This window comes from Candidatus Dormiibacterota bacterium (genome assembly GCA_035532835.1).
Lineage (GTDB): Bacteria > Vulcanimicrobiota > Vulcanimicrobiia > Vulcanimicrobiales > Vulcanimicrobiaceae > DAHUXY01.
In genome coordinates this window covers 26,569-49,702 of sequence record DATKQG010000023.1, presented here as the reverse complement: position 1 = coordinate 49,702, position 23,134 = coordinate 26,569, and the positions used below count along the sequence as shown (strand labels likewise).

21 protein-coding genes are annotated in these 23,134 nt (G+C 60.9%); 12 read left to right on the top strand and 9 right to left on the bottom strand.

Going from position 1 to position 23,134, the window contains the following annotated elements:
• Window positions 1–252: 252 nt before the first annotated feature.
• Both VMW12_03020 and VMW12_03015 read left to right on the top strand, forming a co-directional pair.
• Window positions 253–912, top strand: a complete 660-nt coding sequence (locus VMW12_03020) for a response regulator transcription factor (protein ID HUZ48698.1) — start codon at window positions 253–255, stop codon at window positions 910–912.
• A gap of 5 nt (window positions 913–917) precedes the next feature.
• Window positions 918–2,618, top strand: a complete 1,701-nt coding sequence (locus tag VMW12_03015; protein ID HUZ48697.1) for a diguanylate cyclase — start codon at window positions 918–920, stop codon at window positions 2,616–2,618.
• Here the strand turns inward: VMW12_03015 and VMW12_03010 are convergent.
• Window positions 2,566–3,168 (bottom strand): helix-turn-helix transcriptional regulator, encoded by a 603-nt coding sequence (locus VMW12_03010; GenBank protein ID HUZ48696.1) that lies wholly within the window; start codon window positions 3,166–3,168, stop codon window positions 2,566–2,568. The genes VMW12_03015 and VMW12_03010 overlap by 53 nt on opposite strands.
• Before the next feature lie 441 nt (window positions 3,169–3,609).
• Here VMW12_03010 and VMW12_03005 point away from each other — a divergent pair, with 441 nt between their 5' ends.
• The 5 genes from VMW12_03005 to VMW12_02985 all read left to right on the top strand — a co-directional run bounded on the left by VMW12_03005 (window position 3,610) and on the right by VMW12_02985 (window position 9,808).
• Entirely contained in the window at window positions 3,610–4,320 is a 711-nt protein-coding gene (locus VMW12_03005; GenBank protein HUZ48695.1) for a hypothetical protein, read from the top strand.
• Between the two features lie 114 nt (window positions 4,321–4,434).
• Complete coding sequence (locus VMW12_03000; GenBank protein ID HUZ48694.1) at window positions 4,435–5,340, top strand: polysaccharide biosynthesis/export family protein; 906 nt, start codon at window positions 4,435–4,437, stop codon at window positions 5,338–5,340.
• Window positions 5,341–5,344: 4 nt separating this feature from the next.
• On the top strand, window positions 5,345–7,501 hold the full coding sequence (locus VMW12_02995; GenBank protein ID HUZ48693.1) for a hypothetical protein: 2,157 nt from the start codon (window positions 5,345–5,347) through the stop codon (window positions 7,499–7,501).
• A gap of 7 nt (window positions 7,502–7,508) precedes the next feature.
• The gene (locus VMW12_02990) at window positions 7,509–7,949 is read left to right on the top strand and encodes a hypothetical protein (GenBank protein HUZ48692.1); all 441 of its coding nucleotides are present in this window, start codon (window positions 7,509–7,511) and stop codon (window positions 7,947–7,949) included.
• A gap of 599 nt (window positions 7,950–8,548) precedes the next feature.
• Window positions 8,549–9,808, top strand: a complete 1,260-nt coding sequence (locus tag VMW12_02985; protein HUZ48691.1) for a GGDEF domain-containing phosphodiesterase — start codon at window positions 8,549–8,551, stop codon at window positions 9,806–9,808.
• Here the strand turns inward: VMW12_02985 and VMW12_02980 are convergent.
• Window positions 9,805–10,275, bottom strand: a complete 471-nt coding sequence (locus VMW12_02980) for a hypothetical protein (GenBank protein HUZ48690.1) — start codon at window positions 10,273–10,275, stop codon at window positions 9,805–9,807. The two genes, VMW12_02985 and VMW12_02980, sit on opposite strands and share 4 nt — an antisense overlap.
• Before the next feature lie 180 nt (window positions 10,276–10,455).
• Here VMW12_02980 and VMW12_02975 point away from each other — a divergent pair, with 180 nt between their 5' ends.
• The 4 genes from VMW12_02975 to VMW12_02960 are packed head-to-tail and all read left to right on the top strand — an operon-like array spanning window position 10,456 to window position 15,628.
• Window positions 10,456–10,836 carry a BlaI/MecI/CopY family transcriptional regulator gene (locus VMW12_02975; protein ID HUZ48689.1) on the top strand — a complete coding sequence of 127 codons (381 nt, stop codon included), beginning with the start codon at window positions 10,456–10,458 and terminating at the stop codon, window positions 10,834–10,836.
• Window positions 10,833–12,863 carry a pentapeptide repeat-containing protein gene (locus VMW12_02970; GenBank protein ID HUZ48688.1) on the top strand — a complete coding sequence of 677 codons (2,031 nt, stop codon included), beginning with the start codon at window positions 10,833–10,835 and terminating at the stop codon, window positions 12,861–12,863. Before VMW12_02975 ends, VMW12_02970 begins: the two co-directional genes overlap by 4 nt.
• Window positions 12,864–12,896: 33 nt before the next feature.
• On the top strand, window positions 12,897–13,535 hold the full coding sequence (locus VMW12_02965) for a pentapeptide repeat-containing protein (protein HUZ48687.1): 639 nt from the start codon (window positions 12,897–12,899) through the stop codon (window positions 13,533–13,535).
• The gene (locus VMW12_02960; protein ID HUZ48686.1) at window positions 13,535–15,628 is read left to right on the top strand and encodes a hypothetical protein; all 2,094 of its coding nucleotides are present in this window, start codon (window positions 13,535–13,537) and stop codon (window positions 15,626–15,628) included. The genes VMW12_02965 and VMW12_02960 overlap by 1 nt, the downstream gene beginning before the upstream one ends.
• Window positions 15,629–15,665: 37 nt before the next feature.
• On the opposite strand, the gene VMW12_02955 is transcribed toward VMW12_02960, so the two are convergent.
• On the bottom strand, window positions 15,666–17,042 hold the full coding sequence (locus tag VMW12_02955) for a tryptophanase (protein ID HUZ48685.1): 1,377 nt from the start codon (window positions 17,040–17,042) through the stop codon (window positions 15,666–15,668).
• A gap of 25 nt (window positions 17,043–17,067) precedes the next feature.
• Here VMW12_02955 and VMW12_02950 point away from each other — a divergent pair, with 25 nt between their 5' ends.
• Entirely contained in the window at window positions 17,068–17,550 is a 483-nt protein-coding gene (locus VMW12_02950) for a MaoC family dehydratase (GenBank protein ID HUZ48684.1), read from the top strand.
• Here the strand turns inward: VMW12_02950 and VMW12_02945 are convergent.
• From VMW12_02945 to VMW12_02920, 6 genes are read right to left on the bottom strand one after another with little or no spacing between them, the layout of a single operon-like run.
• The gene (locus VMW12_02945) at window positions 17,514–18,560 is read right to left on the bottom strand and encodes an NAD(P)/FAD-dependent oxidoreductase (protein HUZ48683.1); all 1,047 of its coding nucleotides are present in this window, start codon (window positions 18,558–18,560) and stop codon (window positions 17,514–17,516) included. The two genes, VMW12_02950 and VMW12_02945, sit on opposite strands and share 37 nt — an antisense overlap.
• 6 nt (window positions 18,561–18,566) lie before the next feature.
• Window positions 18,567–19,076 carry a hemerythrin domain-containing protein gene (locus tag VMW12_02940; protein ID HUZ48682.1) on the bottom strand — a complete coding sequence of 170 codons (510 nt, stop codon included), beginning with the start codon at window positions 19,074–19,076 and terminating at the stop codon, window positions 18,567–18,569.
• The gene (locus tag VMW12_02935) at window positions 19,076–19,867 is read right to left on the bottom strand and encodes an acyl-CoA dehydratase activase (GenBank protein ID HUZ48681.1); all 792 of its coding nucleotides are present in this window, start codon (window positions 19,865–19,867) and stop codon (window positions 19,076–19,078) included. Before VMW12_02935 ends, VMW12_02940 begins: the two co-directional genes overlap by 1 nt.
• A 14-nt stretch (window positions 19,868–19,881) precedes the next feature.
• Window positions 19,882–20,673, bottom strand: coding sequence for an acyl-CoA dehydratase activase (locus VMW12_02930; protein HUZ48680.1), 792 nt, complete (start codon window positions 20,671–20,673; stop codon window positions 19,882–19,884).
• Complete coding sequence (locus tag VMW12_02925; GenBank protein HUZ48679.1) at window positions 20,670–21,935, bottom strand: 2-hydroxyacyl-CoA dehydratase family protein; 1,266 nt, start codon at window positions 21,933–21,935, stop codon at window positions 20,670–20,672. The genes VMW12_02930 and VMW12_02925 overlap by 4 nt, the downstream gene beginning before the upstream one ends.
• A gap of 12 nt (window positions 21,936–21,947) precedes the next feature.
• On the bottom strand, window positions 21,948–23,126 hold the full coding sequence (locus VMW12_02920) for a 2-hydroxyacyl-CoA dehydratase (GenBank protein ID HUZ48678.1): 1,179 nt from the start codon (window positions 23,124–23,126) through the stop codon (window positions 21,948–21,950).
• Between the last annotated feature and the right edge of the window lie 8 nt (window positions 23,127–23,134).

Sequence of the window (23,134 nt, the reverse complement as noted above, 5' to 3'; positions counted from 1 at the left end):
GAGAACGAACATGGTTGCCGCATTCCCATGCAACCTAACCCAAATAGGATAGCGCGTCGCCGTTTGTCGATTTTCGATTGGGCCTAACGGACCGCTGCGAATTAGTATTTGGTACAAACTCGTAACAATCTGCCCCAAATAGGGAATGTTCTTTGATCCCGTTTCGTATAATCTCACTTCTGTGGGATGCGTTCGTTGCGAAATATCATCGATGAACGCCGCTTCCAAAGCAGCCGTCCTTTCCAGCTTTAGATGGAGATTGCGTTCGAAGTGCTTTTGAACCAAGGAATAGTTCGACTTTATGTCGTCGAGGGGCAGGCGCTGTTCGGAAAGGCGCTCTGTCAGATCTTTTCCTTCGACCCGAATTTTCAGGTTGTGGGTGACTCCAACGCGCTAACGGTAGAAAAAATCGCGCTGGCAAAACCCGACGTCGTCATCCTCGATCTCGACGGCCTTGCCGGCGATGTAACGAGCATCGTGATGCGATGCCGCGAGGCCGCACCTGACGCAAAGATTTGCGTGCTTTCGATGCGCATCGAACCCGAGTTGGTCAATCGATGCATCGTTGCGTCGGCGGAAGGCTTCATCGTAAAAGACATCATGCCGAACGAGCTGCTCAACGCCGTGAAAATGGTCGTCGCCGGAACAACCTATATCGATCCGCGCGCGGCGGGGTCGCTGCTTCGGATGCGATCGTGCGGACGCGGCCGTCCCGACATCGGCGAACTTTCAAAGCGGGAGTTGGACATCGTCCGTTTGGTGGCCGAAGGACTCTCGAATAAAGAAATTAGCGTTCGGCTCAACGTTTCGGAGAAAACGGTGAAAAATCACATGGGACGGATATTTTCAAAATTAAATATCAATGCACGTTCGCAAGCGGCCGTGTATGCCATAAAGAACGGGCTGGTGTAGAGAATATGGAACAAGACGCACCAAACTATGCCGGCGGCTTCTTTTCTTTCTTTCGCGGTCGTAGACGGCGCCGGATCGATCCGTTACCCGACGAGATTCAGACGTTTTTCGTAGACGACGCGGTGGGCGAAATAGAGCAGCCGAAGGGGGCCGAGGCCGCGCCGGAGCCGGCACCGCAAGACACGACCGGTGTTGAGACCGGAGTCGAGCCGAGCGCCGAGGCACAGGGCGAACCGGTGTTGCGCGCGACATCGGTCGATATCGAACCGAATGCCGATATGCGTTTGCTCGAAATGCAACGGAACGCACTGGCGCTCAGGGGCGAGACTCCCGCCCGCGAGAAAGCCGCAGAATCGTCGCCGCCCCAGCCGTCGAAGCCGGCCGCAACCGGCGAGACCGCCGCAGGCGGGCTCGACTACGCGTACCACGATCCGCTGACGCTGATTCCGAATCGTCGGGCGCTGGAGGAGCGGCTTAGCGATGCACTCGCTCTGGCGCGCCGGTACGACTCGAACGTCGGCCTGGTCTTTATCGATGTCGATAACTTCAAGCAGGTCAACGACACGCGCGGGCATATGATTGGCGACGCGGTCTTAATGGAAATCGCGAGGCGCATGAAGCAGGCGGTGCGGCACGGCGAGATCGTAGGCCGCTTCGGCGGGGACGAGTTTGCGGCCGTCTATCCTACCATCACGTCCAGCCAGGAACTTGCGGATGCCGCAAGTCGGATGCTCCAAGTCTTCGCGCAGCCGATTATCATCAGCGGGATGAGCTTCGGGCTGAGCGCGAGCATCGGCGTGGTGATGGCTCCGGCCGACGGCGAGACGGCGAAGGAACTCTTCGAACACGTCGACGCGGCGATGTACCGGGCCAAGAGCTTAGGGAAGTCCGGAGTGTGCTGGTACAGTCTGGAGATCGACGACGAATTGCGTACCCGCGAGGAATTTTTGATGCGGCTCAACGAGCCCTCAATCTTCGGCGAACTCTTTCTGGCGTTTCAACCGATGTACGATGTCGCGACCGATGAAATCGTCGCGGCAGAGGCTCTGCTCCGCTGGCAACACCCGCGACGCGGGTTGCTTAATGCACAGCAGATCATCGATGTCGTCGGCGTTCTTCCTACGCCTATCGAGAAGTGGGTGATTGCGAAAGCGATCGCACACGCTGCGGAGTGGGCGCTGGCCGGGGCTCCCCTTCGCATAAGCGTGAACGTGAGCGATTTTGGCCCGCAGGCGTCGCTATCGTTGCTCGAAGCGCTAAAGGCCGGGAAGATCGACCCGTCTTGGTTCAACGTCGAAATCGCGGAACAGCATTTCGCGCGGGAGCGGGAGCAAGTATTGACGTTCGCGAGGAGCTGTGCGAACGCGAAGATCGGGGTTTCGCTCGATAAATTCTCGGGAGGCGTGAGCATCGCGGAATTGCGCCAATTACCTATCGGGTCGTTGAAGTTATCCGCTGCATTGACGCACGAAATTAGAGCGGACGAGAAAGCTCGCTCGATCGTGGCGGCCACGACACATCTCGCTCAATCGTTCGGCTTCGATGTGATCGGGACCGGGATAGAGCGTGCGGACGAGTACGCGAGGCTGCGATCGATGGGCGTGCGCATCATCCAGGGCTATGCAAAGGGCCTGCCGGCGACCGCCTCGGACTTTACCGCGTGGCTTCTGTCAGCAACCGGGGACGTCCCGAGTCACTGCGCATGACTTCGATGCCGCCGCTGACCGCGAGGACGAGTTCGACGCGGCCATGCGTGCCGGTCTTCGACATCGCCGACTTGATATGCTGAATAACGGTCGATCCTGCAATCCCAAGCGAGGCGGCGATTTCGGACGTGGCCGTCCCTCGCACCAAAAGTTCGACGACCTCTTGCTCGCGCTTCGTCAGGCCGAACTTACCCAGATCTACGCTCGGCCGTCGCCCTCGCCGGAACGACGTGACGGAAACGGCTGCACAGGGCTCCCCCGCGGGGCCGGACATCGGCGTCATGTGAACGATGTGGAAGCCGGTCGGCGAAAGAAAGATGTGCTCTGATTTTGCATCGCGGATCCGCAGTTCGCGCACGATTTCATCGATCTCAGGCGGCAGCACGGGCGTCGGGACGTTGACGCTCGTGAGGATCACATCGCCATTCTGATTGAGGATATAAAGAGGTGCGGCCCGCCGTCTGCTCAGGCTGCTGAGATCGATTTCGCTGGGTAGCTCTCCCCGCCCGGAAAGCCGCACGGGGATATCATCGGCAAGACGCTGTCTCACGAATGCTCTCCCTTCCTATCACTATGGCGATCGTACACTATGGTGATCGTGCGCCGTTCGAGTTCGGATGTATCCATAAGCGCATAAGTCCGCCCCATCCGTTGGACAGACAAGCAACGATGCCTCAAAAGAGCCAATCGGCGTAGTGCTTACCTAATGCTTCTTCGGACGGCGGCGTACGCGTTGCTACCACCTTAATCGAAAGTTTACAGAAGGCTCCCCTCGGAATGTTGACTTGGGGCACTAACGAGGGGGGCTTGCTTGGTGCACCATCCACCATTTGCCGCTGGATGGTATGCAATCGGTGTTGCGAGACATCCTACAAATAGTAGGGATTCGCAATGAGCCTGGGCCCAACGGCGCTCTGCCCATTCCCCAAACTCGGGTCGCGGACTCGTTCCCTAGCGTCTAACCTTAACCGTAACGATGTCTGGGGGATTCATGATTCGTTTCTTTGCGTGCGTCTTGATCGGGGCACTATCCACGCTCTGCCTTCCAGTTGCAGCGCGAGCGGAAAGCGCACCGATCGTACTCGAAGTTCTCGGCCGCGCACCGGTATTGGGCCAGCTTCGGTCAACCGCGGAGCTGCGCGAGAAGATGCGTTCGGATAGCTCGGTCTTCTTGCAGGCGGCAGCGCTTATCGGCCTCACGAACGTGCAAACCGATACGTTGATGCACGATATCGACGCGGGTAATCTGCGTTATGTAGTCATACCCCGTCATCTCGAGCGCACCACGTGGTCGGCCGACGGCCAGGCGCACGTGCTGAATAACGTCATCATCCCGGCCAACACCCACGGTTGGGAAATCGACATTCGCGACGGGCGAACCCTCTCCGAAGTTTTTATCCCGGCTGCGTGCGGAAATCTCTCGATCAATCATCGGCGACTGCCACCGCCCCACCGGGACGCCGTACCAACGCCGCCGCCCCACCGGGACGCGGTACCGACGCCGCCCCCCGTCGTCGTGACTCCGCAACCCTTGCCGCCGGTGCCGCCGCCGCCGCCGCAGACCATCGTGCGGGTTCAACGCCAAAGCATCTTGCCGTGGCTCGTCGCCGGCCTTGCGCTCTTCATAGCAGGTCACAATACGACGAACACGACGACGATCATCAACAACATACCGTCGACGCCGCCGCCATGTTGGCCGTAAGTCGTCGAGCATCGGCCGAGGTGAAAGAGGCCCCGGTCCGAGCCTCAATTATACTGTGCGCGATGGGGCATAGCAGACCTACTTCACGGGCGTATGCGAGTGTAGGATAAGGATATGAGTGTACGCGCCAAGGCCGTTCTGCTTGCAGGCCTCCTCGTTTTCTCCGCTATCCGTAGCGCGCATGCTGCCGTTGCAACTGCGACTGCGGCCGTCTATCACATTCACGCGGGCGACACGCTCGCGGTCAGCGTCGCCGAAGATCCGACGTTCGCTACGACGGGCAAGGTGCTCGACGATGGCACGCTGGGCTTGCCCCTTATCGGCCGAGTCGCGCTACGCGGTCTTCCGATCGACGAAGCGCAGCAGCGATTGGCATATATGTTGAGCGAGTACGTCCGCAATCCGCAAGTAACGATCGATGTCGTCAAAGTGGGCACCGATTCCGTCCTGGTGCTCGGCAACGTCAAGACCCCGGGGAAGTACGCATTGCGTGCCGGCTCGCGCTTTACCGATGCAATTGCCGCCGCCGGAGGACTCGGGCCGGTTGACGGCCCTTTGCCCGATGCTCGGCTGGGTAACCCGACCGGCTCCGTGCGCTATGTATCCTTGCAAGACGTTCTGCGGCGGGGCGATATGCAGAGCGACCTCCCGGTTACGAACGGCGACGTGATCTACGTCCCATCCCCGATCGATATTCGGGTCACCGTTTTGGGAGCGGTCGACCGGCCCGGCGAGTTGGCTTTGCATTATGGCGATCCGATAACCGCCGCGATCGCATTGGCGGGCGCCGGCGCCAAGGCGCAGGCCGACTTGAGCCATGTCTATCTAACACGCGTGCTGCCGAACGACGTCAAACATACGTACGAAATCAATCTTTATCAAGCGTTGCAAGGCAATAACGAAAAATTTGACGTGCCGCTTCAGCAAGGCGATATCGTGTACGTCCCACAGGAGAAAAAAGCCGGCGGCGTACTGTGGGGATCCTTACTCATTCTGCGCCGCATTCTGCTGGGGTACTGAGGAGATGGTCGAAGTTTCGAATTTCAACTACGAGCCTCGCACGACGACGCGTCGATATGAGGCCGGCGATCTCGGGCGCATCTTGCACCGGCGCCGTCGCGCCATGACTGCAACGTTTGGAGCGATCGTAGCGATTACGCTCCTCGTCACGATATTTACGCCGAGGTCCTATGTAACGACGGTAAAAGTCATTACCGGCAATCCCGCCGGGCCCGCGATGCACTCATCGTCGGACACCTCGAGCGACCTGCCGATACTCAATGCCTTGTTGACTGCGGCCGTGAGCCAAAATACGCAGACCTATGCCGCGCTCTTTCAGCAGATCCCGGTCGCGCAGCAGGTCGTCGATTCGCTCAATCTCCCCATATCTGCGGCGGGTTTGCTTTCGCACATCAGCGTAACCCCGGAAACGAACACGTCGCTGCTGGATCTCTCGGTGAGCTGGAGCGACCCTGGGGGCTCGGCCGACATCGCGAACGCTTTCGCACAAGCCGTTATGGACCGGGAGCGCCAGTTGGTGGGTGCTCAGGCAAAATCTGCGATGGCATTTTTGACGAAAGAACTGGTAAAGGAGCGCGCCAGCGTCCGCACGTCCGCAGGGCGTTTGGCGGCGTTTGAGGCCGCGCACACCTTGGCCGACGTCAACACGCAGACGCAGGGTCTTCTGACGCAAGTCGCGGCCGTCGACACGAAAATGAGCGAGACGAAGCTTGCCGGGCGGCAGGCCGAAGCGCAGTTGGCGGCCGCGCAAAGTCAGCTGGCATCCGTTCCGGCCACGGTGCCCGGCGCACGCCAGTTCACGCAATTCCCTGGAACGCAGGCCTTGCAGACGCAACTGGCACAAGTGCAGGAGCAGGTTCGTGATGACTTGCAGCGCCTCACCTCAAAACATCCGGCCGTCATAGCGCTCAAGGGGCAAGCGCAAGCGCTCAAGCAACAAATCGCCTCGCAACAGGGCCAGGAACTTGCCGGCACGACATACGTTCCGAATCCCGTCTACCAACAATTGCAGCAAGAGATCGCGCAACAGCTGATTCTCGTGCAGTCGGCCCGCGCGAGCCTGACGGATTTGCGGCATCAGCAGCAAGCACTCACGCCGCAGGTGCGCGCCTTGCCGCTCGAAACGATGCAATACGCCGAACTGAGCCGTGCGGCAACGTCATCCGTGGCCGTTCTCAACGCGCTTACGCAGCGTTACGACGAGGCGAAGATCGCGGCCTCAACCTCCCTGAGCGATGTGATGGTTACGCAGCCGGCGAGTGCCTCGCTCTACGTCGTGCGCCCCGATACGGCATTGGGCGCGCTCTTGGGGCTGATCGTCGCGATTATCGCGAGCCTTACCGTCGCATTCGTCTCCGATGCGATCGATCGCCGGGTCAAGGACCCGACTGAGGTGGAGCGCGTGGTCGGCCTGCCGCTCGTCGCGGATATCCCCGATGTCGTGAGCGGCGATACGAACGCGATGCGGCAGATAGCGGCGTCGTCGTTCTTACGGCTCGCTTCGACCCTCCATTTCGCACACGATCGTCCCGGAATCATCGCCATTACGAGCTCGGGAAGATCGGAGGGCAAATCCACCGTCGCCCTCAACCTCGGGCTCGCGTTTGCCGAACTCGGCGCTCGAACGATCGTCATCGATGCGGGGCACATTGCTTACGAGCATGCCGCACAGCGATATGCGCACGGGAAGCGAGGTTTTTTCGACACCCTTCGCGACCCGTCGGTAACCCTCGAATACGTCGAATCCACCAGAAGCTCCCTGCTCGATGTGATGGCGCCGGGGCAGATGTCGGGGACCATGCTACAACATTTGAGCGGAAGCGGGGTTGCCTCAACGATGGAAGTCCTTCGCAAACGATATACCTATGTGATCGTCGACGCCCCCGCGCTTTCGTGCGGCATCCAGACGGATCTCATCCTACGCCACGCGGATCAGACGCTGCTGGTTCTCCGGGACGGGGTTTCCGATCTCACGGTCGCTCGACGTATGGTCGGGGAGACGAAGGCCGTCGGGGTGGCGTCATTCTACGGTGCCGTCCTCAACGGAACGCCCACCATCGACTGGGATCTGCGGCGGCATGCCGACAAAGTTCGCGCATCTTTGAGGGTGGCGTTGAATGATGTTGCCCCGCAAAGCGCCGGCGCCCAGAGAGCTAAATAGGCGCCGGGTGCGAGCATTATTAATCGAACCACAGCGCATCTTTGTCCCGGCGCTGTGGGATATACTGGAGCGCGGCGGCTTAGAGGTCAAGCACGCGATTCCCGAACCGGATCTACGCTCGCTGGTAGAAGTGCAGCCGCAGTTCATATTTTTCGACATCGATTTCATCTACGGCGAACCCATGCAAATACTTCAGATGATTCGCATGTCGCTGCCGCTGGCGGCGATCTGCCTCTACACGTCGACGGAAAGGCCGCTTCGATGGCATGCCGCCTGGTGCAGAGCGGTTGGGCAAACGACCGGCATTACCGGGATCATCTCCAAATCTGCACCGGAGGAAGAAATGCTCGAGGCGCTCGGCACGTTGATCCGCAATGGTACGTATGCCGACTGGCGTACGATTCCATGGGTCCGCGACGCGGGCTGGGACCCTTCGCTACCGCGATAGATAGCGCGCAAGCGATCGACGTTTTACGCTCCGCCTCAATTCTCGCCTGTACGAAAGAAGATGCATCACTATGCCGACCGTAGCCCGCACATGCTAATCCCGCTCGCCTCGCGTCCCTGCGGTCTCCCTGGATGAAGGCACCACAGGATAGCTTTAGCGCGGGACTGTGCTCGCTTCCACTCCCGGTTTTTGTCTACGACGCTAAAACGCTCGCGATTCTTGATGTGAACGACGCTGCGGTAGAACGATACGGCTACACGCCTGAGGAGTTCTCGTCCATGTCGCTGCACGACGTGAGGCCGCCGGCGGAACGAAAACGGAAGCGTCGGGGCGTTGCGCTCTCGAAAGGTCGCGGTGCAGTGGATGGACCGGTGCAACATCACACTGCCCATGGCGAGGCGCTTTTCGTAGAGACAATCGCTACGGAAGTAACGTATGCCGGGCACCGTGCCCGGGCCCTGATCGTTCTGGACGTGAGCGAACGCTTGCGGATGGAAAGGCTTCTGCAGGAATCAGAGCGTGCTCTGCGTGAGGCCGAGGCGCGCCTGCACGACCTCGCAGGCCAAGAGGCCGTATCGCGACCAACGAGCCGGACGGCGATGGAGCGATGCATCGGTGACCTGTTGGCGGAGCGCACGGACGACGTATTTGTGCTGTTCGTCCTTCTCGACGGCCTCGATATCGTCGCGAACACGATCGGGTATTCGGCGAGCGATCGGCTCGTAGAGCAAGCGGAAGGCTTATTGCGCGATCTAGTGGACGAACATATGATCGTTGGGGAATGGCGGCACGGACAGTTCGTCGTGAGCGGATATGCCAGTCTGTACGATCTCAGCGACCTCGTCGCTCGCGTGGAAAGCGCGCTGCGCAAACCGATGCAGCATCATTATCGTAACATGCATGTCGGAATCCGCATCGGCGTAGCGTCGTCTGCAGCCGATAGCCAAGCCGAGGATCTCATTCGCCAGGCCTCGCTGGCGGCACACCACGCGGTAGGCCACGGACGCGGTGTCAGCCATTTTGAACCGAGCATGGAATCCGGGTTGCGTTCGCGGCTCGCGCTGGAGCACGCGCTCCATCTCGGCATCGAAGGCGGGGAACTGCGCTTCTACGTCCAGCCGATCGTCGATGCGCAAACGGAGCAAATTATTTCGGCGGAGGTGCTTCTTCGCTGGAATACCCCCGTTCACGGCTTACTGAGCCCGGCATCGTTTATCGAGATGGCTGAAAATACCGGCTTGATCATTCCGATAGGCGCGTACGTCCTAAACGCGACCTGCGCGCTTGCCAAGGAGTGCGAACGCCTGCACATAGACGTACCGATCGCGATGAACGTTTCCGCAAAGCAACTTACCGACAAAGCGTTTTTTGCCGACGTGCAGAACATGATAGCACATCACGCGGTTCGGCCGTCCCAGCTGATTTTCGAGCTTACCGAAAGCGCATTGATGTCGGACGTTCGCGCGACATCGAAAATGTTGAGCGATCTGCGCGATACGGGGCTGCGTATTGCTATCGATGACTTTGGAACGGGCTACAGTTCGCTCAGCCGGCTGAAACACATCGATTTCGATATTCTCAAGATCGATTGTTCGTTTGTTCAAGACTATTCACGGAGTGCGATGGACAGGGCGATCGTGGATAGCGCAACCTCGTTGGGCAAGAACGCGGGGCTGGAGGTCGTAGCAGAAGGAGTGGAAACGGTCGAACAAGCCGCCGCCCTGCGCGAAGCCGGGGTAACGGCTATGCAAGGATTTTATTTCGCACGTCCGATGCCGCCCGCAGAGTTTCTTCGGAGTTTCGATACCGCGCGCGTTTCGCCTAAGGGCAACGCGGCAAAGCATTGGGGAACGCTCTAGCAGGGGACGGCGGCGAGGCGCTGGAGTGCTTCGCGAGCGTACGCGCGTTGGGCGTCCAGCGGCGCGTTACGCTCCATCGCCTGTAGCCGCGCGGTCAGTACCGCACGTTCCGAGCATGCATCCTGGTTCGCCGGCGTCGCGCCGCGCGGAATTACCAATATAGCGGCTCCAGGATTTGCGAGGTACGGAAACGGCGTCGGCGATGCCCGGGGCGCGAGGTTCGGCGGCGGGACGATGAGCGGCCGCGTGTTGATACGATACTCCAGGGTCGATATCTGCATCTCGATTTCACGCCGCTGCGAAGGGGTGATCGAGGGATTGTTGAGTTCGTTCTGCAGTTGCACGATCTGCTGACGATCGAGCGTCGACTGCGGGAGCGTCTGCGCCGACGCGCCCACTGCGGGAATCTCGAAGCAGAGGAGCGCCAATGTGATGACGATGAGAGCGCGCGGCAAAGAGTGGAACATCTACCAGCCTAGACCGGCGATGCATTTACCGCGGTTGCGACCGGCTGGCGCGGCCGGATCGTGGTCTTCGCACCGGCCGCTTAAGGCGCCGTTGATTAGCAACTAAACTATTAGTTGACGAACTCCTTGTCGGGTGCTATGCTGCAACTAACGAATTAGTCGTTAGTTAGGGGGCGCCCTGTGGCACGGAAGAAATCGACGGTCCTAACCGACGCGGAATTGCGCGTAATGGAAGTCCTATGGACGCGAGGGCGCGCCTCGGTCGCGGAGGTCACCGATGCGATCCACCCCTCGATTGCGTACACGACCGTGCTCACCACGTTACGCATTCTGGAGAAGAAGGGGCACGTGCGTCACGAGGCCGCAGGCCGTGCCTTTCTGTACTCGCCGACGATCGAGCGCGAAGCCGCGGCGCAGTCGGCGCTCTCGGGCGTCGTTTCCAAGTTTTTCGGAAACAATAGTGGGGCTTTAGCGCTACGTTTAATCGAGAGCGAACGGCCTTCGGATGAGGAGTTAGCGCGCCTACGCTCGTTAATCGAGCGTTACGAGGAGCAACCATGAACGCATTCTTGCAGGCGTACGAGGCCGCGGCCCGATTCGGCGCGGTGCTGGCGATCAATAGCCTCTGGCAAGGTGCCGCCATCGCGGTGCTCACATGGGGGGTACTGCGGGTGTTCGCCAAGGCCAATGCGAGCACGCGATATGCGGCCTGGCTCGTTGCGCTGCTCGCGCTGCTCATGATCCCCCTCGTTACCAGTTTCTCGCACGTTCTGGTGCGCCCCGGCGCCGCCGCCCACAGCACGATCGCTCGCCGGCCGTCATTCCAAAGTGAGGCCGTTACGCATGGCGTTCTGCCGCTCAGCGGTACGACGCATCGCGCGGATGCCGGCGCTCCCCTCGCGGCAACACCCGCCGCGTCACGGATTTCGATTACGCTGCCGGAACTAGCAGCTACCGTGACGTTTGCAGTTTGGGTCTTGGGCGCGCTCGCGCTGCTGACACGATTATCGGCGGCGCTCGTGCACCTGGAGCGCCTCAAACGCGAGAGCATGCCGCTGGGCGTAGAGCGACGCGACGCGTTACTCACCTGGCAGGAAGCCTCGAAGGGCGCGCGCGACGTTCGCATCTGCGTGTGCGACGATATCGACGTGCCGGTTGCCGTGGGGCTCTTCGATGCGATGATTCTACTCCCGTCGCACCTGGTGAGCGCTCTCGATCCGCAAGACCTCGATCGCATCCTCGTGCACGAGCTCGCGCATCTGTTGCGGGCCGACGATTGGACGAACGGGCTGCAACGGCTCGCGTCGGCGCTGCTCTTTTTCAATCCGGCGATGTGGTTCATCGCGCACCAACTCGATATCGAACGAGAAGTCGCGTGCGACGATCGCGTCCTGGAACTGACCGGCGCCGTTCGGCCCTACGCGCTATGCTTGACCAAGATGGCAGAGATGACGGCGTGTCCGCATCGTCCGCTGGCCGCGCCGGGCGTATTCATGACCCGCAAAAATATCTCGATTCGCGTCGAGCGGTTGCTCACGGCCGGGCGTGCGTTCGGTTCCTCGATCGCACCGGCGATACTGGGGACGGTTACGGTCGGATTGACGCTACTCGTCCTGCTCCTGCGCACCGTTGCTCCGAGCTATGCCTACGATGTCGATACGAATTCGGCGCCGCAGCCGCACGCTCTCGCCATGCAAGCCCACGCAAAGCCTGCCGCGCATGCTAGTGCCCACGCGAAGGCTAGCCCGACGGCAACGCCGGAAGTACGCATAGCATCGGCGGCGATGCCCCACTCAACCGCGCAGCCATCGCCCAACCCGCCCGTACGTAAGGCGTCTCCCGCCCATGCCGCGGTGCCGCCCGTGCGCGTCACCGTGCGGCCCGTTCGCGTTGCGGTACCCATGTTCGGCGGTCGGGACATTGCGGGGATCGTCTCCGAGGTTACCACGGCGGCGCTGGCGTCGATGACGTATTCCGTGGGGACGGCGACGAAGGGCGGGTGTACCGGATGCGATTATTCGCATACGAGCCACCCCGGAGCCGACTTTCACGGCCAGAGTTTTACCGGAACCGACTTCTCGCACGCGCGGCTGAAGGGAGCAAACTTTAGCGATGCAAGCTTGATGGGCACCGATTTCGAAGGGGCGGATCTGCGCAACGTGTCGTTCGCCGGCGCGCGTCTCGACGGTTGTAATCTGCGGGGCGCCGACATCTCGGGAGCGCGCTTCGAAAGAGCGCACATGGATGGATGCAGCATCGATGCTAAGAGTTTGGCCCCCGGGCAAGCGCGTGCCATGCTCGCATCGTGTACCGGTTGCGATTTCTCCCGCGTCGATCTCAAGGGTATGGACCTGCGCAACCTGCACATCATGGGCGCTACGTTAGCCTCGGCGGACCTTCGCAATGCCGACCTTTCGGATGCCTCCCTGACCGGCGTCGACCTGGCGAATGCGCGGTTGACCGGCGCGCGCTTGGACGGCACGCATTTTATCGGCTGCAACTTCAACGGAGTCGATTTGCGCGGGGTAGACCTATCGAAAGCGTCGATCGTCGGAAGCTCGATGCGTAACGCCAACCTGCATCTCTAGCATGTAACCCGTTTCTCACAAAGGAGCCCCCTTATGAAGCATTTCGCGATGCTGCTCTGTTTGCTCGTGCTCGGAGCCGCGACCCCGCATGCCTGTATCGGATGTAGTTTCCAAGGCAGCGATCTCCATGGAGCCGATTTTCGCAACGTGCGGTACGTCGGTACGAACTTCGAGGGCACCAATCTGCGCGACGCGCGCTTCGGCGGAGCGGAGCTGGTGGGCTGCAACTTGCGCCGGGCCGATCTACGCGGCGCCGATTTGGGTGCGGCTACGCTGACCGGCTGCAATCTATCGGGTGCGTTGCTCGGCGGCGCGCGTCTTGACGGCATGAAGGCCATCGGTGCGCGTCTCGACGGCGCACACGCCCAAGGGGTGCGCTTTCGCGACGTGAATTTGATCGGCGCGAGCTTCGTGGGGGCAAATCTGACCGATGCGGACTTCGCAGGCGCCGTGGTGTGCTGGCAGAACGATCGGTGGCGCGAGGCGAGCGATCGCGGTGACGAGCGAATCGGCTGCATCGATCTTGCCGGCGCACGCGTGCAGGGGACGAGTTTTCGCGGGGCATTGATCTGTTCGGGAGGGCACTTCGCGAACGCGCCGTCGTGCGTACCGGTCGATGCGCGCACGCTACGGATGTATTCGCGGTCGGCCTTGCAAGGGGCGATCCTGTAGTGCGGCGGACGCTCGCGGTCGTTCTCCTCGCCGGCGCGGTGTGCTTCGGGCGCGCGGCGGCCTCAAGCCTCGCCGTGCCGCTGGTCGCGACACCACCGCCTCTCGATCCCCGATCGTCCGCTGGATCGTGGCCGGCAACATCGAGGGCGACGCTCGCCTGGGACGTGCAGCACAGTCGCCGCATGCGTGAGGCGACGGTCGTCCACATGGCCACCGATGGCCGATACCTGTACGTCCGCTTCGACGCGACGCAGAGCGAACCGATCGTCGCGACCCAGCGCACCGACGACGTCGGGCAAGGGACCGATGACGAAGTGTGGGTCGATCTGTGGCCCGGTGGGGCGAACGGCTACTTTTACCAATTCGCGGCAACGCCCCGAGGCACGCACTATCAATCGTCCTCTGAGAATTCGGCGTATGCCCCCCGCTGGGACTCGTACGGCGCCGAGCGCGCCGGCGGTTACACCGTCGTGATGAAAATTCCGCTGCGGATTATGCGCGTGGCCGCGGATTCGAGACGCTGGCGCATCCAATTCGTACGTTACGTTCGTCAGGATGGCGACGAAGCGGTGTGGAGCTACAACGCGACGCAGACATCGCCGGACGACGTAGCTCGGGCCGGAGGCTTGGTGCTCCCGGCGCTCGATGCCGCCCGCCCGAAACCGCGGCTGGCGACGTACGTTCTGGCTTCGGCCGCCGGTTCATCGGCAGGTGGAGATACCACACGCATGGGGGCGGATCTTTCGATTCCGGTTACGCCGACGTCGTCGTTCTACGCTACGTTTCACCCGGATTACTCGAACGTCGAACTCGACCAGCAGTCGATTGCACCTTCCGCATTCGCTCGCTACTATAGCGAGGTGCGGCCGTTCTTCACGCAGGGATCGAATAATTTCAATCCGTTCAGCTGCGACGCATGTCCGGGAATTAACGAGCTCTATACCCCGGCTATTCCGACGCCGCGCGACGGCTACGCGATGGAGGGCAAACAGGGCCCCGTCGGATATACGTTTCTCGATGCGCTGGGTAACGCCCGAAACGATCAAGTTGAGGCGATGACGTACAACACGCCCGATCTACGCTGGAACGTGGGGGCGCAGCGCGTGGGCGTCGATCTGCCGGGATTACATGACGTCGTTACGACCACCGGAGTGAGCTACTCGGATTTGCGCCACGTGTCCGTATATGCGAATTACGGTAGCGACGCGGGAACCAACGTTCTGGACGGCAGCGATGCGCAGCGATACGACGCGGGCGGCGGGTGGTCCAGCTCCAATTTCGGGTTCTTTGCGAGCATGCGTAAAGTCGGCGCGTATTACAATCCCGTTGACGGATTCGTGCAGCATCCCGGCATCGCCGGCTATGCACTCTATAGCCAGAAAGTGTGGACGCCGGCAAACCGATCCGTCGTCAAAGCGATCGGCTTGGGCGGGTTCCTGGATCGCTATCATGCCTCCGATGGGGCGATTAACCAGAGCGATAACATGTTGAATGTGGATATCTTAACGCGCTCGCTACTGGATCTGAACCTCACGACGGGCTCGGCCTATCTGCAAGCCAATAATCTTGGGCTGGTCGTTCCAATATCGCAGAACGGCATCTCGTTCACGTATCACAGCGGGTCGCAGACGAACAATATCGGAAACTTCGGTCAGCACGGCGCGTCGGCGACTCCTACCACGATTTCGTATAATACGGGCCGCTACGGAAGCGGGCGCCTCGACACGTGGCTGCGAAGCTCGACGCTTCGGCTTGGCATGCGCGGCACGTTAACGCTGGAACTCGACGATACGGCGCAGCGCTTCGGAGCAGGTAACGATAACGTTCAATGGTTCGAGCGTATCGGATACGCATACTTGCTGGGGCCGCATACGTCGATCGCCGTCGGCGTGCGCCGCGTGGTCGGTATGCCCCCCGTGCCGAACGGCGGCGGTAATTGCGAAGGCGTCTGCTCGAATCTCTCGTTCGCCTACCACACCCGTTTACGACACGCCGAAGTGTATTTCGCCTACGGCAACCCGAACTCGCTCTCGACCGTCCCGCAACTGCTTTTCAAGATGATCTTCTATGCCGGAGCCGATAAAGGAACGTAGGAGAACGCCTGCCTTGCGACGCCGCGTGCGGGGTACGCTAGCGTTCGAAGCGCGCGCTGAAGTGCCGTAGCGGAGGCGCTTGCCACACCATGCGCAGCCCCCGGATCTGCGAGCGCTGCGCGAAGATCTCTTCCACAACCTCGCAGACATAGTCAATGTGGCTTTGGCTATACACGCGGCGCGGAATCGCCAATCGAACGAGTTCCATCGGTGCGGTGGCCTCTTCGCCGGTCTGCGGGTCGGTGGTACCGAACATCACGCTCCCTATTTCAACCGCGCGGATGCCCCCTGCCAGATAGAGCTCGGCGACCAACGCTTGCCCGGGAAACATCCGGGCGGGTACGTGCGCAAGCATCGCGGCCGCGTCGATGTAGATCGCATGGCCGCCGGGCGGCTGAACGATCGGCACGCCGATCTCGGTGAGACGGCGGCCCAGGTAACCGGTTGAAGCGATGCGGTAACGCAGATAGTCTTCGTGTAAGACTTCTTGCAGGCCGGTCGCCATCGCTTCGAGATCGCGCCCCGCAAGGCCGCCGTACGTTGGAAAACCTTCGGTGAGAATGAGCAGACGGGACTCGGCCCGCGCGAGGGTTTCGTCGTTGGATGCTAGGAAGCCGCCGATGTTGACGAGGCCGTCTTTCTTCGCCGACATCGTGCAGCCGTCTGCGTACCCGAAGAGTTCGCGGGCGATCTCGCGCGGCGAGCGTTCTTCGTAGCCGGCTTCGCGCTCGCGAATGAACCAGCAGTTCTCCGCAAACCGGCATGCGTCGATGTAGAGCGGAATGCCATGGCGCCGGCAGATACCGTGAACCGCCTTGACGTTCGCCATCGAGACGGGCTGGCCGCCACCGGAGTTATTCGTGATCGTGAGCATCACGAGCGGAATGCGGACCGCGCCGACGTCGGCAACGAGCGCTTCCAGGGCGTCGACATCCATATTGCCCTTGAAGGGATGCAATGTGGCGGGCTGGCGGCCCTGCGGAATCGGAAGATCGATTGCTTGTGCGCCGACGTGTTCGATGTTTGCGCGCGTCGTATCGAAGTGCGTGTTGTTGGGAACGATGTCGCCGGGTTTGCACATCGTGCTGAAGAGGATGCGTTCGGCGGCTCGGCCCTGATGGGTCGGCAACACATAGCGGAAACCGAATACGTCGTGAATGACCGCTTCAAAACGGTAGAACGACGTTGCCCCCGCATAGGATTCGTCGCCGCGCATGATCGAGGCCCACTGCTCGGAGCTCATCGCACCGGTGCCGCTGTCGGTGAGGAGGTCGATGAGCACGTGTTCCGCGCGGAGCAGAAATGCGTTATACGCCGCCTCCGCGAGATAGCGTTCGCGTTCCTCGCGGGTCGTCATGCGAATGGGTTCGATGCTCTTGATGCGAAACGGTTCAATAATCGATCGCGCTGCCATCGTGTTCTCCTAGCGGGAGGGTTTTGTGTCTCAACAGATCATTCACGGCTTCGACGGATTGCGTGCCCTGGTCGGTGTCGATCTCCCTCCAACCGCGTGGCTCGCCGTCGATCAGGCACGCATCGACGCATTCGCGGCCTGCACGGGTGACGCGCAGTGGATTCACGTCGACGTCGAGCGCGCGCGCACGGGCGAGTATGGCGCGACCATCGCGCATGGGTATTTGGTGCTCGCGCTCATCGCACCGTTGTGGCAAGAGCATTTCGACGTGCGAGGCGTTGGACCGGTCATCAACTACGGGCTCGACCGGGTGCGCTTTCCCGCGCCGGTAAAAGCCGGAAGCCGTATCCGCGCTCGTTTCATAACGACGCAGGCGACCGACGTCAACGGCGGCCTTTTGGTGAAGAAGCGCGTCACGCTAGAAGCCGAAGGTTCGGCAAAGCCCGTGTGCGTCGCCGACACGCTCGTACTCTATCGATCCGGCGGAGTCGAGGCGGCGAACTCCTGATTTAGTGAGGACGGCTTGGTCGAGATGGGAAGCGTGAGGTTGGACGAGTGCACAGGGGTGACGTTCTTGGTTGGGTCGAGATACGCGATCGCCTGATTCACGGCGATCGCGGCTTCGGACGTTCCGCAGGCGATGAGTTTGAGCTTGCCGGGATGGCTCACGATGTCGCCGGCCGCATAGATGCCTTTGATGCTCGTCTCCATCGTGAAGGGATCGACCGTGATGCCGCCGTTGCTGGTGGCTATACCCCAGGATTGCAACTGTGTGAGATCCGAGACGAAACCGAGCGCGGCGAGAACTGCATCACACGGCACCGTCGTTTCCTGGGAACTCTTGCGATCGACATGGGTGATGGCTTCGACGGCATCCGTTCCGTGGACCGCGCGTAGTTCGTAGTCGGGCTGCCGGATCTCGATCGTCGATTGCCTGAGGCGGTCGACGGTCTTCGCGTGGGCGCGAAACTGCGAGCGGTGCAGCAAGAGGATGTGCGCAGCGCAGCCCTCGAGCGCTAGCGCGTAATCCAATGCGGAGTCGCCACCGCCGACGATCACCACGCGCTTTCCAGCGAACGATTGAAGATCGTTCGCATAGTAGTGTACGCCGCGCCCCTCGAATTGAGCGGCGGTTGCGGTGGGAAGTTTGCGTGGGGTGAACGCACCGATCCCGGAGCACAGGATGACGCTACGGCTCCAATGACGGCCCTTGTCGCTCACGAGTTCAAAGATGCCCCCGTTGTGCGGCACGATCGACGTGACGCGCTCCTCCATGCAAACGTCATGCGGCCATTGCATCGCTTGCTGTACGCAGGCCGCAACGAGATCGCTCGCGCGAACGAATGGCATACCCGGCATATCGTAAATGTCTTTTTCCGGATAGAGTGCATACAATTGGCCGCCGAGTTCCGGCAAGGCCTCGATGATTTTCGTTTTCGCCCCCCGCAGCCCCGCGTAGAACAGCGCAAAGAGCCCGGTGGGACCGCCGCCGATTACAGTGATATCAAACACGTCCATCTAGCGTTAGACCCCCGCAGCTTGTAGCGGTGCGAGAAGCCGGTCCGCGCCGCCGATACCCAGGACCTCGGACTCGATGGCGAGGAACTCCGATTGCATGGCCGATGTCGTTCGCGCGTCGAGTTCGGATTCGGCCACGTCGAAAATCATGTCGTTCTCGCGATGAATGTGGACGCGAATGAATGCGGCGTACGTTTCGACTTCGCGCGCGACCGGCCGCCCTTCTACGAGCGCGCGCTCGATCGCGTCAACGAGTCTGCGCCCTTCGCGGTGATCTTCGATCAATACGTTCGATACGCTCTTGAGAAACGGATCCCCGTCCATGTGTGCGAAGAGCACGCGCTCCTCTTTGCCATGGTGATTGGTATCGACGTAGATACGCATGAAGTCCAGCATTGCCCGTACGTACTCGTGCGGAAGACGGCCGTCCACGGATGCATGGGTGCGTTCTTCTAGGCTTTCTACGACCTCTAGAATGAGCGCATGTTCGGCACGAAGCGAATCGAGCGCGGCCATTAGGCCACCGCCTTTTCAAAGCGCCGCTTACCGAGGAGCGCGGCACCGAAGGCACTCGCTATCTCCGGTTCCGGGGCCACGTTCACCGGCAGCCCGAGGGCCTCTTCGAGCGCGAGTACCATTCCCGCCTGGCGGCCCATGCCGCCGACCAGCGTGACTGCGCTTTCGATGCCGACGCGCTTGAGCAGTAAGACGGCTCGTTCGGCAAGCGAGTTGTGCACGCCGCGCAGGATATTTTCGGTGCTCTCTCCCTGGCTCACGTGATTGATGATCTCGGATTCGGCAAGTACGGCGCAGACACTCGATATGGTGACGGCGCCGTCGGCCGCGAGCGAGAGATTTCCGACCTCTTCGAGAGTTGTCTCCAAATACCGCGCCGCGCGTTCGACAAAGCCACCGGCTCCCGCGGCGCACTTATCGTTCGATTTGAACTCACGTACCCTTCCGCCCGGCTCGATAGCGATCGCTCGCGAGCTTTGTGCCCCGATGTCGACGACACAGCGCGTCTGCGGAAAGAGGCGAACAGCACCGTATGCGGCCGCGGTAACGTCGGTCAATTGCAGGTCTCGTTCCGGGTAACTCGAGCGCCCGAAGCCGGTGGTGGCAATGTATCGCACGTTTGCGAGGCTGGCACCCACGCTCTTCAAAGCCGCATCGATGGCGCGGTCGACGAGTTCGGGAAGCGGCGGACGCGTTCGCATGACGCTCGTTCCCAAAACGTCGCCGTTGCGATCGAGCAGTACGACCTTGGTGCTTCTGGTGCCGAGATCGACGCCGGCTATGATATCCATGACGTTCTCTCCGATCATCGTGCTAATGCAGCTTGCGCGTGTTCTCGCGCGAAGAGCGCCGCGCCGATCGCGCCCATGTAGTGAGAGTCCGCGCAGACGTTGAGGTGATGGCCGAGTTTCTCTTCAAGCATTTGCACCATACCGACGTTGCGCGATACTCCACCGGTAAACGTATATTCCGGTTTTAAACCGACGCGTCGCGCGAGCGCAATCGTGCGTGCCGCTATTGCGCTATGGATCCCGCCTAAGATATCTTCGATCTTTTTGCCTTGCGCGACATACGACATGATATCGGATTCGACGAAGACCGTACAGACGGTGGATAGACGCACGGGGTTGCGCGCGCGCAGCGATATTTCGCCGATCTCGTCGAGTTGCAAGTCCAGGGCCTCGGCGGCGGTGGACAGAAAGCGTCCCGTTCCGGCGGCGCATTTATCGTTCATGACGAAATCGGCGACCTCACCGTCATGGACGCTGATCGCTTTTGCATCCTGGCCGCCCATATCGATGACCGTGGTCGTTCCGGGAAACAACAGGCATGCGCCCTTAGCGTGGCAGGTGATTTCCGTGATCTGAAGATCGCCGAAAGAGACTTTGAACCGGCCGTAACCGGTACCGACCACGCAGGCGACGCTCTCGCGCGGGATCGTCGCGGCATCGAGCGCGGCGGCGAAACCTCGGTCGCCTGCGCGGATGATGTTCGCCCCGGTTTCGATCAACGCGCGAGCGACGATGTCGCGCTGCTCGTCGATGATGACACATTTTGTTTGTGTAGAGCCGACATCGACCCCGGAAAAGTACCTCATGAGCTGGCTCCTTGCACCGCGGTGCGGTGCCCCACCGATTCGAAAAAGGCGTCGATGCGATTGCGCATCTGCGCTTCGGAGAAATAGCGCGGGTCCTCGAGATCCGACTCGACGAGAAGCGTTGGGATGCCGCGTTTGGTGAAGTACTCGCGCATGTCGCCTTGGCCCGCTGAGAACAAGCGGCAGCTCTTCACCGAGTGAATGACCAGGGCGGAGGCGTTCCATTCCTCGAGGTAGCGCTCGATTTGCGCATAGCGCTGGAGGAAGTTGCGATTGGTGAGATTCCATTCGAGCAGGTGCCGTGCGATCGACTCCATCGGGTGATCGGGATCGTGAACGAAGCCGAACTCCCAGAGTCCACCGACCGTAGAGTACGTCGAAGCGACCGCAACCGCGTTCCAGCGTGAGAACATATCCCGGAAGGTTCGCAGGTGGGGCCACGGAGGCGGCCCTTCGATGACGTACCGGAAACGTTCGGTTTCGAGCGGCCCGACGCCGGCCGCAGCTTTTTCGGCGAGTTCCGCATACGCCGTCTCAAAGAAGCGGAGCCCCTGCGGCGTGCCGCGCAAGCAATATAACGGCGCCATCATCGTGACCGAATCGAAGTAGGCGTCGTAGGGTGCGGGAGCCTGCTTCGTGAGGTGCTTGATCTTGGACCAAAGGGCGCCGGTTTCCGATGACAGACGCACCGATTCACGCAGCCGATCCTGATCGAGCCGCTTGCCGGTGATCTCTTCGCAGAGTTCTACCAAACGCTCGAGCTGGCGGAGAACGTAGATGATGTCGTCACGCGACGGCGTGCCGGATTGCGTCCGTATGAACGGGATGTCCAGTTGGAAAGCCGGACGTCCCGTGTATTCCGAGAGATGCCCGAACCAATCTAAATAGACGTTACAGCCGACGTAGTTGCAGAGTAGCAACGTCGGTTCCGGGATCGTTGCGAAGGGCGTCTTGCGGCCGGCGAAATACATGCCGATGTCGGCCTTCACGTACGCGCAGTTGTCCGATGAGTAGCCCATGAATTCCGCGGCCTGGATATGCGGCAACGACTGTTTGCGCACGGCCAACTGCAAGGCATTGACTTCGGGAAAGACGGGAAGGATATCGAAGGCGCGCAGTAACTCGACCGGGTTTCCGCCGATGAGGAGGTAGGCCGCCGGCACACCGCTGCCTTCGGCCGACGCGGTCAGGTCGGCATAGTACTCTGCCATCAATTCTTTTTGCAGATTGTGCAGATGCCCTTGGTACTGAAGATCTGCCATGACGCGTGCCTCCTAGCTGAATAGCAGCGACTCGACGAAGGTTTCGATCTCCGTCTTGATACGATCGAAAACCCACATCTTTTCTTCGAACTCAAGAGAGATGTGGGGAAGCGCTGCGGCTTGGAGCGCTTTGCGATAGAGCGGATATTCGAAGAGCGCCGGTTCGCAGAACTTCGCGCAGAGTACGATGACGGCGTCGGCGCGATGAACTCGCGCGCGCTCGACCAGCGCATCGGCTTTCGAGGTGCGAATATCGTGTTTGACTGCACAGGGAACGCTCCGGTCGACGTAGGCGTCGGCGAGCGCGTAGTATGGGTCGTCCGCTTCGGCGTCGACATCACGGGTGAACCACCGGCGCCCCTGGAGGAAGTCGTCGTCCACGAGGTAGCAGCCGGCGTCTTCGATGGCGGCGATGAGGTCGAGCGGAGGTTGCTCGCAAAACGAGCCGACGAGGAGAGCCCGGATGCGATCTTTGGGCCGTCCCTCGCGCGCCAAGATTCCCTCGCGCGCGCGCAGCAGCACCTCGAGGTGCCGTTCGGGCGGCACCAGGTGCCCGTAGCGCACGAGCGGGTAAAGCTCCCGCGTCTTGAGCAAGTGCGGCGTATCGCTGCGAATCGCATACAAATCGCGAATGACGGAACGCACCTGGTTGTAGGTGGAAATGCTTGCGCGCACATCGTCGAACGAGACTTGTCGACCGGTCAATTCGGACATCGACACCATGACTCGCTCGTACTCCCGCGCCAAATACCCCGTCGCCTCGGGCGTGCCAAGATTCTGGGGAAAGTGGATGTACTCGACTTTTTGATCGGGGAAGTTGCGCGCATAGACGCTGGCAAGATTGCGCGCAGGGTCGCAGATAGAGTGAAAGATCAGCGCGTCGAAGGATGAGAGCGCGCCGGTCATGCCCTGTTCGAGCGTACTCTTGACGATCGAGCAGACGAAGGACTGAAACCGCGAATCCGCATGCGCGATTTCCATCCGGTTTCCACCGCCGGCTAGCCCGACCGGTAACATTCCCGCCGCATGAAAGAGTTCGACCGGTGAGTATACCGGGAAACAACCGGCGATCGCGCGGCATGGAGCCTCGCGTTTCCACGCCTCCGCCTCGGCGAAACCGGGCGTTTCGACGGCTAGCGTGCAACGCTCGACGAGTTCTTCCAGAGATTCCTGGAGTACCGGCGTATTCATATGCGACC

Bases quoted from the DNA above. Each gene is read 5' to 3' on its own strand.
- VMW12_03020 (HUZ48698.1), top strand. From the start codon at position 253: ATGGAGATTGCGTTCGAAGTGCTTTTGAACCAAGGAATAGTTCGACTT.
- VMW12_02965 (HUZ48687.1), top strand. From the start codon at position 12,897: ATGAAGCATTTCGCGATGCTGCTCTGTTTGCTCGTGCTCGGAGCCGCG.
- VMW12_02970 (HUZ48688.1), top strand. From the start codon at position 10,833: ATGAACGCATTCTTGCAGGCGTACGAGGCCGCGGCCCGATTCGGCGCG.
- VMW12_02980 (HUZ48690.1), bottom strand. From the start codon at position 10,275: ATGTTCCACTCTTTGCCGCGCGCTCTCATCGTCATCACATTGGCGCTC.
- VMW12_02940 (HUZ48682.1), bottom strand. From the start codon at position 19,076: ATGGCCGCGCTCGATTCGCTTCGTGCCGAACATGCGCTCATTCTAGAG.
- VMW12_02995 (HUZ48693.1), top strand. From the start codon at position 5,345: ATGGTCGAAGTTTCGAATTTCAACTACGAGCCTCGCACGACGACGCGT.
- VMW12_03015 (HUZ48697.1), top strand. From the start codon at position 918: ATGGAACAAGACGCACCAAACTATGCCGGCGGCTTCTTTTCTTTCTTT.
- VMW12_02925 (HUZ48679.1), bottom strand. From the start codon at position 21,935: ATGGCAGATCTTCAGTACCAAGGGCATCTGCACAATCTGCAAAAAGAA.
- VMW12_03005 (HUZ48695.1), top strand. From the start codon at position 3,610: ATGATTCGTTTCTTTGCGTGCGTCTTGATCGGGGCACTATCCACGCTC.
- VMW12_03000 (HUZ48694.1), top strand. From the start codon at position 4,435: ATGAGTGTACGCGCCAAGGCCGTTCTGCTTGCAGGCCTCCTCGTTTTC.
- VMW12_02985 (HUZ48691.1), top strand. From the start codon at position 8,549: ATGGAGCGATGCATCGGTGACCTGTTGGCGGAGCGCACGGACGACGTA.
- VMW12_02920 (HUZ48678.1), bottom strand. From the start codon at position 23,126: ATGAATACGCCGGTACTCCAGGAATCTCTGGAAGAACTCGTCGAGCGT.
- VMW12_02945 (HUZ48683.1), bottom strand. From the start codon at position 18,560: ATGGACGTGTTTGATATCACTGTAATCGGCGGCGGTCCCACCGGGCTC.
- VMW12_02955 (HUZ48685.1), bottom strand. From the start codon at position 17,042: ATGGCAGCGCGATCGATTATTGAACCGTTTCGCATCAAGAGCATCGAA.
- VMW12_02930 (HUZ48680.1), bottom strand. From the start codon at position 20,673: ATGAGGTACTTTTCCGGGGTCGATGTCGGCTCTACACAAACAAAATGT.
- VMW12_02935 (HUZ48681.1), bottom strand. From the start codon at position 19,867: ATGGATATCATAGCCGGCGTCGATCTCGGCACCAGAAGCACCAAGGTC.